This window comes from Streptomyces sp. NPDC051173 (assembly GCF_040689515.1).
GTDB lineage: Bacteria > Actinomycetota > Actinomycetes > Streptomycetales > Streptomycetaceae > Streptomyces.
On record NZ_JBFBBD010000089.1, the window covers coordinates 18,302 to 27,422 of the forward strand.

Below are 9,121 nucleotides of genomic sequence, written 5' to 3' on the forward strand. Positions count from 1 at the left end.
CGCCCGCCCCTTCCCGCACCCGGGCCCCGGACGGGCCCGGCCACGCCGAGTCCCTTCGCCCCCATCGACCTGACCCGCCGGACGAAAGCAAACATTCGTGCTGACCGTCGATTTCTCCCGCTTCCCGCTCGCCGCAGGCGACCGCGTCCTCGACCTGGGGTGCGGCGCGGGCCGGCACGCCTTCGAGTGCTACCGGCGAGGCGCGCAGGTCGTCGCCCTCGACCGCAACGCCGAGGAGATACGCGAGGTCGCCAAGTGGTTCGCGGCCATGAAGGAGGCCGGTGAGGCCCCCGCCGGCGCCACCGCCACCGCCATGGAGGGCGACGCCCTCGCGCTGCCCTTCCCCGACGAGAGCTTCGACGTCGTCATCATCTCCGAGGTGATGGAGCACATCCCTGACGACAAGGGCGTGCTCGCCGAGATGGTCCGCGTCCTGGCGCCCGGCGGCCGGATCGCCGTCACCGTGCCCCGCTACGGCCCGGAGAAGGTCTGCTGGGCGCTCTCCGACGCCTACCACGAGGTCGAGGGCGGCCACATCCGCATCTACCGCGGTGACGAACTCCTCGACAAGATGCGCGAGGCGGGCCTGGCCCCGTACGGCACCCACCACGCCCACGGCCTGCACAGCCCCTACTGGTGGCTCAAGTGCGCCTTCGGCGTCGACAACGACAAGGCGCTCCCCGTCCGCGCGTACCACAAGCTGCTGGTCTGGGACATCATGAAGAAGCCCGCGGCCACCCGGGTCGCCGAGCAGCTCCTCAACCCCGTCATCGGCAAGAGCTTCGTGGCGTACGCGACCAAGCCGCACGCGCCCGCCGGGGAGCGCGCGTGAGCAGGACCGGGCGCGGGCCCGACCGCACCGACCGCCTCGTCCTGCCCGGCGTCCTCACCGCGGAGCAGGCCGTCCGCACGGTGGCCGGCATCGCCGCCGTGCAGCGCGAGGACGGCGCCATACCCTGGTTCCGCGGGCACCACCTCGACCCGTGGGACCACGTCGAGGCCGCCATGGCCCTGGACGCCGCGGGCGAGCACGCCCGCGCCGCGGCCGCCTACCGCTGGCTCGCGGAGCACCAGAACCCCGACGGCTCGTGGTACGCCGCGTACGCCGACGGCGACGCCGCCGAACCCACCGACCGGAGCCGCGAGACCAACTTCGTCGCCTACGCCGCGGTCGGCGTCTGGCACCACTACCTCTCCACCGGCGACGACGCCTTCCTCGACCGCATGTGGCCGACCGTCTTCGCCGCCGTCGAATTCGTCCTGCGCCTCCAGCAGCCCGGCGGCCAGATCGGCTGGAAGCGCGAGGAGGACGGCACGGACGTCACCGACGCGCTCCTCACCGGCTCCTCCTCGATCCACCAGGCGCTGCGCTGCGCCCTGGCCATCGCCGAGCACCGCGAGGAGCCGCAGCCGGACTGGGAGCTGGCGACCGGCCTGCTGGCCCACGCGATCCGCAACCACCCGGAGCGGTTCCTCGACAAGAGCCGCTACTCCATGGACTGGTACTACCCGGTCCTCGGCGGCGCGCTGAGCGGCCCCGCCGCCAAGGAGCGCATCGAGGAGGGCTGGGACCGCTTCGTCGTGCCGGGCCTCGGCGTCCGGTGCGTCCTGCCGAACCCCTGGGTGACCGGCGGCGAGAGCTGCGAACTCGCCCTCGCGCTCTGGGTGATGGGCGAGTCCGACCGCGCGGTGGAGATCCTCCAGTGGATCCAGCACCTGCGGGCCGAGGACGGCCTCTACTGGACGGGCTACGTCTTCGAGGACGACGCGATCTGGCCGGAGGAACTGACGGCGTGGACGGCCGGCTCCCTGCTGCTCGCGGTCGCGGCACTGGGCGGCGACGAGGCGACGACGGCGGTGTTCGGGGGCGAGCGCCTGCCTGTCGGCCTGGACCCCGACTGCTGCTAGGTCCCGCCGCCGGGTGCGGGTCGTGTCGTGCGCACCACCGCTTCGGGGGCCTGGGGGGCTTGCCCCCCCCACGAGGCGGAGCCGCACATCAGGCGCAGCCGGGAAGGGGCGGGTAGGGGAAAAAGCTCGCCGCAGGCGCCACGGCCCCGCACCCAAGGCAAAGGCGGACGTCACCCGAACGGCCCGCGCCCCCTGGCACGAGCCCCCGCCCACCCGCCACCCTTGCGGCAGGGAACATCGCCCCCACCGGAGGTCACCGTGTCTCGCCGCGCCGTCATCGCCGTGCCCCTCGTCTGCGGTCTTCTCCTCGTCGGTTCGGGATGCGGCGGCGGGAAGAAGAAGGAAGCGGAGAGCACGAGCGGCCCCACCCCCACCAACTCCGTGGAGCGGCAGAAGTTCGCGAAGACGCGCTTCGTGACCAACGCCGGGCTCGCCGCGGGGGCCGCGTACCAGTGGGTCATCAAGCCCTACCGGAACGGCGCCTTCAAGAAGGGCGCCGACGGCCGCACCGTCGCCCTGGTGAAGGCGGGCCTCGCGGGCACGTTCTCGTACAACCGCTTCAAGGCCGCCGTGAACAACGCCAAGGGCGACCCGACCCTCGCCAAGGCCGTGGCGCCGCTCGGCGCGGGCATCGACTCGCTCAAGGGACTGACCACGAAGTTCCGCAAGGGCGACGCGACCGACAACGACGCCGACTCCTTCGACAAGGTCATCAACAACGTGAAGGACGCGGGCAAGGGCGCGGGCGCCCCGGTCACCGACCAGGTGCCGTCCTACTCCGACATCCAGAAGGGCTGACGGGCCCGAACAGGCCTTCGGCAAGGGCGTTGTCAGTGGCCCTCTCTACAGCGGTCTCATGACGACTCTCACCCACGACCGTTACTGTTCCGAGGTCCTCGCCCAGACCGCGCTGCTGCGCGCCACGCTGCGCGGTGCCGATCTCGCCGCCACCGTGCCCACCTGCCCGGACTGGACGCTGGCCCAGCTCGTCCTGCATGTCGGCCGGGCGCACCGGTTCGCGGAGACGCTGGTGCGGACGCGGACCACCGAGTTCGAGGCGCCCGCCGGGGGTCTCACCGTCGAGTTCGGTCCGGGCGACCCGTCCCCCGACGACGAGGAGGGCCTCGGGGCGTGGCTCACGGCCGGCGCCGAGACGCTGGCGGAGACGCTGCGCGAGGCGGGTCCGGACACCCCGGTGTGGACGTACGCCGTGGACCAGCTCAGCGGCTTCTGGGCCCGTCGGATGACGCACGAGACGCTCGTCCACCGCGCCGACGCGGCAGCCGCGGCCGGCGTCGAATTCACCGTCGACCCGGTGCTGGCGGCGGACTGCCTGGACGAATGGCTGGCGATATCCACCTACCCCGCGATGTTGGAGTACAAGCCGGAGCTGAAGCGGCTGCTGGGCCCCGGCCGCACCCTGCGGCTGCACGCCACGGACACAGCGGCCGAGTGGTTCGTCGACCTCACCGGCGACCGCTTCGCCTGGCACCGGGGGCATGAGGAGGCGGCCGTCACCCTGAGCGGGCCGATGACCGACGTGCTGACCGTCGTCTACCGGCGGCAGCCGCTGGACGGCGGCCGGGTCGAGGTGCTGGGCGACCGCGCGGTCCTCGACTTCTGGCTGGAGACGGCGAGCTTCTGAGCGGCGGCCGGGTGAGAGCATCGCGTGCATGACCGGTATACCCAGATCCTCCACGAGCCGTGCCCCGCGCCGCCGACCGGGGCGCCGGGCACTGCTGCCCGTGGCGCTGGTGCTCGTCGCCTCCTGCTCCGGCGGGAGCGACAGCGGGAAGGCGGGAGCCGACGGGGCAGGCGACCCGCTCTTCCCCCGCCTGGGCAACGGCGGCTACGACGTACAGCACTACGGCCTGACGCTGGACTACGAACCCGAGGGCAACCGGCTGCACGCCACCGCCGTCATCACCTCCCGCGCCACCCAGGATCTGGACGCCTTCAACCTCGACCTCAAGGGTATGCGGGTGCGCGGCGCCCGCGTCGACGGGGAGCCTGCCAGCACGGCGAGGAAGGGCACCAAGCTGACGGTGACGCCCGGCGCGACGGTCGGAAAGGGGCGCGAATTCCAGACGGTGGTCGTCTACGAGGGCGTGCCCGAGGAGATCACGGACGCGGACGGCGAGTCCCTCGAAGGGTGGGTGGAGACGGACGGCGGTGCCGCGGCGCTGGGCGAACCCGCCGGCTCGACGGCCTGGTTCCCCGGCAATCACCACCCCTCCGACAAGGCCACGTACGACATCGAGGTGACCGTCCCCAAGGGCTACACCGCCGTGGCCAACGGGGAGTTGAAGCGGAAGGAGGTGCGCGGTGACAGTGCCACCTTCTCCTGGCACAGCCCCGAGCCGATGGCGAGCTATCTGGCGAGCGTCGTCGTGAACGAATTCGAGGTCACCACCGCGAAGGCCGGCGACCTGCCCCTCTATATCGCCACCCACCCCGAGGAAGCCGCCGCCGGACCGCGCATGGCGAAGCTGCTGCCCCGCGCGATCGACTGGGCGAGCGGGCTCTTCGGCCCGTACCCCTTCTCCTCGGCCGGGGCGGTCATCGACCATAACGACTACGTCGACTACGCGCTGGAGACCCAGACCAAGCCGTACTTCGACGCGGCGCCCACCGACGCCATCGTGGTCCACGAGGTCGCCCACCAGTGGTTCGGCAACTCCGTCACCCCGCGCACCTGGCGCGACATGTGGCTCAGCGAGAGCTTCGCGCAGTACGCGGAATGGATGTGGGAGGAGAAGGAGGGCGGCCGCTCCGCCCAGCGCATATTCGACGACTTCTACTCCGGCAAGGACCCGGAGAGCGAGGGTATTTGGGCGTTCCCGCCGGGGGACCCCACGCCGGAGACGATTTCGGATCCGCCGGTTTATGGGCGGGGGGCGATGCTTCTGCATGAATTGCGGGGGGCTGTGGGGGATGAGACGTTTTTCGCTGTTGCGCGGCAGTGGGTTTCCGATCACCGTCACGGTAATGGGGATACGTCGCAATTCATCGCGCTGTGCGAGGAGAAGGCGGGGCGGAGTTTGAAGCCGCTTTTCGATGCGTGGCTTTGGGGGGCGGGCAAGCCGGTGCTTGGACCGGTGTAGGCGCAGGCGCAAGCAACCCGCACCCCCTACCCGTTCAGCTCCGCCAGCACCCGCAACGTCTCCACATCCCGCGTGATCACCAGCAGATCCGTCACCGGCCCCGACCGCCAAAGAGACAGCCGTTCCGCGATCCGGGACCGCGGCCCCACCAGGGAGATCTCGTCGGCGAAAGCGGACGGCACCGCCGCGACCGCTTCCGAGCGGCGGCCCGCGAGGAAGAGGGAGCGGACCCGTTCCGCCTCTTCGGGGAAGCCCATGCGGGCCATGAGGTCGGCGTGGAAGTTGCGGCTCGCGTGGCCCATGGCGCCGATGTAGAAGCCGAGCATGGCCTTCACCGGCCGCAGGCCCTCGGCCACGTCCGCGCAGAGGTGGGCCTGGGCGAGCGGCGCCACCATGAAGCCTTCGGGGGCGTGGGCGAGGGCCGCCGCGTGGAGACCGGTGCGCAGCGGGGACCAGTACAGCGGCAGCCAGCCGTCGGCGATGCGTACGGTCTGGGCGATGTTCCGGGGGCCTTCGGCGCCGAGCAGGACGGGCAGGTCGGGCCGCAGGGGATGGGTGACCGGCTTGAGCGGCTTGCCGAGGCCCGTGGCGCCGGGGCCGGTGTAGGGGAGGGGGTGGTGGCGGCCTTCGAGGGCGACCGGTGCCCGGCGGCGCAGCACCTGCCGTACGACCTCGACGTACTCCCGCGTCGCGGTCAGCGGGCTGTCCGGGAAGGGGCGGCCGTACCACCCCTCCACGACCTGGGGGCCCGAAAGGCCGAGGCCGAGCAGCATCCGGCCGCCCGAGAGGTGGTCGAGGGTCAGCGCGTGCATCGCGGTCGCGGTCGGGGCGCGCGCGGCCATCTGCGCCACCGCCGTGCCGAGCTGTACGCGCCGGGTGTGCGCCGCGATCCAGGTGAGGGCGGTAAAGGCGTCGGAGCCCCAGGACTCGGCCGTCCACACGGAGTCGTAGCCCAGCCGTTCCGCCGCCATGGCGAGCTCGACGTGGCGGGGGTCGGGGCCGCGGCCCCAGTAGCCGAGCGCGAGTCCGAGCCGCATGGCCACCCCCATGAGCTGACGGTGTGTCAGTTATGCGACTGTACGGACCCGCCCGGCGCGGGACAAGACGACGGCCCGCCGGGGAAACCCCGGCGGGCCGTCGAGAAGGGCGGGCGCGCGTCAGCCGCGCTGGATGCCCGTGGTGTCCTGGAGCACACCGCGGCGGCCGTCCTGCGTCTGCGCGACGAGGGCCTGACCGCGCTGGTCGACCGCGAGGTACCAGGTGCCGGGCGCGAGCTCGGCGACCGGCGTCGGGGAGCCGTCCTCCGCGTACAGCGGACGGGCCACCGGCACGGCGAACCAGAACGGGGCGAAGTCCGCTGCCGGAGCGGCGGGCTGCGCCGCGGCCTGCGGGGCGGCGGCCGCCGCCTCACCCATGCCGTGGTCCTGCTGCTGCCCCGGCTGGGGCTGCTGCGGCTGGCCGCCGTACGAGGGCTGCGCGCCGTACGGGCCGGCGGCACCGGGCTGCTGCATGCCGCCGGGGTAGCCGTAGCCCGGGTTCGGGCCGACGCCGTACGGACCCGGCGCCTGCGGGCCGGGGGTACCCATCAGCGGAGCCTTGAGCGCCGGGGTGCGCGGCGTGAGCAGCGCGGCCGCGGCGAGTGCGAGGTTGGCGATCAGACCGAGGATCTGGCCGACACCCGCGGACACCTGGGACCCGCCACCGACGATCGTCCACAGCGAGGACCACGCGGCGAACACCGCGAACGCGGTGCCCCACTGGTCCAGGCCCATGCCGACGAGCTTGCGTCCCTCGGGCTGGAAACGGGCGGCGACGATGAGCGCGGCGGCGATGATCCCGGCGAGGAAGATCGACGGCAGTACGGGGAACAGGCCGGACTTCCAGCCGTTCGGCTCCGTCGGGCAGAACGACGACTGCGCGCCGCAGTCGTACGAGTAGAAGCTGAGGAACGAGGCGATGAACAGCAACACCGCTGCTCCGATCACCACGCCGTCGCCTCGAGTGAGGGAGCGGATGTTCACCTAAAGTCCTTTGTCAGTGTTGATCAGTTTCGTCGCTGTCGCCGGTACGCGAGATGCGAGGGGGCGCGGGGGTGGCCCCCCATCGTACGGGTGAACCTATCGCCTGAGCGGTCGGGGCGTCTCCTTCGTATCACCCTCGTGACATGCCTGTGGCCTGCTGGTACTTACCTCCGCAGGAAGTCCGCGACACCGTTCGCGATCCCTTGCGCCGCTTTCTGGCGCCATGCCGGGTCGGTGAGCAGAGCGGCGTCCTGGGGGTCGCGCATATTGGCGCACTCGATGAACACCTTGGGGACCGTCGAGAGGTTGAGGCCGCCGAGATCCGAGCGGGTGTCGAGCCCGGTGCCGCCACCGATGTAGTTGGACGGCGCGCTTCCGGTCGTCCGTACGAAGGTGCCCGCGATCCGCTCGCCCAGCTCCTTCGACGGCCCGGCGATCGGTCCGGTGTCCGCGCGGCCGCCCTTCACCGCGGCGGGCAGGATCACATGGAACCCGCGGTCGCCGACGGCCGCGCCGTCCGCGTGCACGGAGACGGCGGCGTCCGCGTGCGCTTTGTTGCCGATCTCGGCCCGCTCGTCCACGCACGGCCCGTACGGCCGGTCGCCGTCGTGGGTGAGCCGCACCTCCGCGCCCTGCTCCTGGAGGAGCTCCCGGATCCGGTGGGCGACGTCGAGGCTGAACGTCGCCTCCGGGTAACCGGCGTCCGTGGACGTGCCGGTGGTGTCGCACTCCTTGCGGCCCGTGCCGATGTCCACGGAGCGGTCGATCTCCGCGGTGTGCTCGCTGTTGTGGATGTTGTGCCCGGGATCGACGACGACCACCTTGCCCTTGAGCGGGCCGCCGGAGCCCGGAGTGCCCTCCGCCGCCGGCGCGGACGGCGACGGCCGCTCCGGCGCTGACGTACGGGGCTCCGGGGACGGGCTCGTACGGTGCGCCGACGGCGCCGCGGACGAGGCGGCGGCCGCCGCCGGACGCTTGCCGTCGTCCGCCGTGCCGCCGTTCGCGCCCCACAGCAGCCAGCCCAGGAGACCGGCCGTGACCACCGCCGCCACGGCTACGAGCAGCGGGGTGCCGCTGCCGCCCTGGGACCCGGGAAAGCGGGGAAAACTGCCTTTGGACATCCGGCGATGCTAGCGCCGAGGTTCAGATGCCGGGACCGGTACGGCGCAGAACGTGCAGCGAGCGCGTCACCGAGACTTCGGTGAACGCCCCGGACGCGAGGGCCCTGCGGTACACGCGGTACGGGGCCTGGCCGCCGTCCGCCGGGTCGGCGAAGACGTCGTGGATGACGAGCAGCCCGCCCTCCGCGAGATGCGGTGCCCAGCCCTCGTAATCGCCCGTGGCGTGCTCGTCGGTGTGCCCGCCGTCGATGAACACCAGCCCCAGGGGCGCGCCCCAGACGGCCGCGACCTGCGGCGACCGGCCGACGACCGCGATGACGTGCTCCTCGAGACCCGCCTTGTGGAGGGTGCGCCGGAAGGTGGGCAGCGTGTCCATCCGGCCCACCTCGGGGTCCACGACCGTCGGGTCGTGGTACTCCCAGCCGGGCTGCTGCTCCTCGCTGCCGCGGTGGTGGTCGACGGTCACCACCGTCGTCCCGGCCTCCCGGGCGGCGTCGGCGAGCAGGATCGTGGACCGGCCGCAGTACGTGCCGACTTCGAGGAGCGGGTGCGGGGACGCTGCCGCTGCGGCTACGGCGGCTTCGTGGAGGGCGAGGCCTTCGTCGAGGGGCATGAACCCTTTCGCCGCTTCGAAGGCGGCGAGGGTTGCGGGTTTGGGGGGCACGGTTCCTCCATGGCGGTGCGTGCGGGTTGCTGCGGTCATGTTCCCTTACGGTCCGTCGCCGCCTGCGGCGGGCTTGTTCCCCTACCCCGCCCCTTCCCGAAACTGGGGGCGAGCCCCCAGACCCCCTCAACACGCTTCGCGCGTTGTCCTCAAACGCCGGACGGGCTGAATTTGCGCACCCGGCCGCAGAATCAGGGCCACGGTCCGTGAAATCCAGCCCGTTGGGGGCACCTCCCAGCGGTAGCTGGGGGAGTTTGAGGACGCGCCCGCTGGGGGCACCTCCCAGCGGTAGCTGGGGGAGCC

Annotated in this window: 9 protein-coding genes; 5 read left to right on the plus strand and 4 right to left on the minus strand. The window is 72.2% G+C overall.

Annotation, left to right across the window (positions count from 1 at the left end):
- Window positions 1-97 precede the first annotated feature (97 nt).
- From AB0435_RS30140 to AB0435_RS30160, 5 genes are all read left to right on the plus strand, one after another.
- Window positions 98-832: a methyltransferase domain-containing protein gene (locus AB0435_RS30140; protein WP_366006989.1), complete on the plus strand. Its 735-nt coding sequence runs from the start codon at window positions 98-100 to the stop codon at window positions 830-832.
- A complete protein-coding gene (locus AB0435_RS30145; protein ID WP_366428406.1) occupies window positions 829-1,908 on the plus strand; it encodes a prenyltransferase in 1,080 nt (359 codons plus the stop codon). The genes AB0435_RS30140 and AB0435_RS30145 overlap by 4 nt, the downstream gene beginning before the upstream one ends.
- 258 nt (window positions 1,909-2,166) lie before the next feature.
- Window positions 2,167-2,706 carry a hypothetical protein gene (locus tag AB0435_RS30150; RefSeq protein WP_366006987.1) on the plus strand — a complete coding sequence of 180 codons (540 nt, stop codon included), beginning with the start codon at window positions 2,167-2,169 and terminating at the stop codon, window positions 2,704-2,706.
- A gap of 58 nt (window positions 2,707-2,764) precedes the next feature.
- On the plus strand, window positions 2,765-3,553 hold the full coding sequence (locus AB0435_RS30155; RefSeq protein WP_366428407.1) for a maleylpyruvate isomerase family mycothiol-dependent enzyme: 789 nt from the start codon (window positions 2,765-2,767) through the stop codon (window positions 3,551-3,553).
- Window positions 3,554-3,581: 28 nt separating this feature from the next.
- Window positions 3,582-5,012 carry a M1 family metallopeptidase gene (locus AB0435_RS30160; RefSeq protein WP_366428408.1) on the plus strand — a complete coding sequence of 477 codons (1,431 nt, stop codon included), beginning with the start codon at window positions 3,582-3,584 and terminating at the stop codon, window positions 5,010-5,012.
- A gap of 26 nt (window positions 5,013-5,038) precedes the next feature.
- Here AB0435_RS30160 and AB0435_RS30165 read toward each other — a convergent pair whose 3' ends face one another.
- The 4 genes from AB0435_RS30165 to AB0435_RS30180 all read right to left on the minus strand — a co-directional run bounded on the left by AB0435_RS30165 (window position 5,039) and on the right by AB0435_RS30180 (window position 8,767).
- Window positions 5,039-6,049 carry an LLM class F420-dependent oxidoreductase gene (locus AB0435_RS30165; RefSeq protein ID WP_366428411.1) on the minus strand — a complete coding sequence of 337 codons (1,011 nt, stop codon included), beginning with the start codon at window positions 6,047-6,049 and terminating at the stop codon, window positions 5,039-5,041.
- A gap of 120 nt (window positions 6,050-6,169) precedes the next feature.
- Window positions 6,170-7,033 (minus strand): hypothetical protein, encoded by an 864-nt coding sequence (locus AB0435_RS30170; protein WP_366006985.1) that lies wholly within the window; start codon window positions 7,031-7,033, stop codon window positions 6,170-6,172.
- Between the two features lie 164 nt (window positions 7,034-7,197).
- Window positions 7,198-8,154: an N-acetylmuramoyl-L-alanine amidase gene (locus AB0435_RS30175; protein ID WP_366006984.1), complete on the minus strand. Its 957-nt coding sequence runs from the start codon at window positions 8,152-8,154 to the stop codon at window positions 7,198-7,200.
- Window positions 8,155-8,176: 22 nt separating this feature from the next.
- Window positions 8,177-8,767, minus strand: a complete 591-nt coding sequence (locus AB0435_RS30180) for a class I SAM-dependent methyltransferase (RefSeq protein WP_366007001.1) — start codon at window positions 8,765-8,767, stop codon at window positions 8,177-8,179.
- Window positions 8,768-9,121: the final 354 nt, after the last annotated feature.

Excerpts from the sequence above, each read along its gene's own strand:
- AB0435_RS30155 (WP_366428407.1), top strand. The coding sequence starts at position 2,765 with ATGACGACTCTCACCCACGACCGTTACTGTTCCGAGGTCCTCGCCCAG.
- AB0435_RS30165 (WP_366428411.1), bottom strand. The coding sequence starts at position 6,049 with ATGCGGCTCGGACTCGCGCTCGGCTACTGGGGCCGCGGCCCCGACCCC.
- AB0435_RS30175 (WP_366006984.1), bottom strand. The coding sequence starts at position 8,154 with ATGTCCAAAGGCAGTTTTCCCCGCTTTCCCGGGTCCCAGGGCGGCAGC.
- AB0435_RS30180 (WP_366007001.1), bottom strand. The coding sequence starts at position 8,767 with ATGCCCCTCGACGAAGGCCTCGCCCTCCACGAAGCCGCCGTAGCCGCA.
- AB0435_RS30160 (WP_366428408.1), top strand. The coding sequence starts at position 3,582 with ATGACCGGTATACCCAGATCCTCCACGAGCCGTGCCCCGCGCCGCCGA.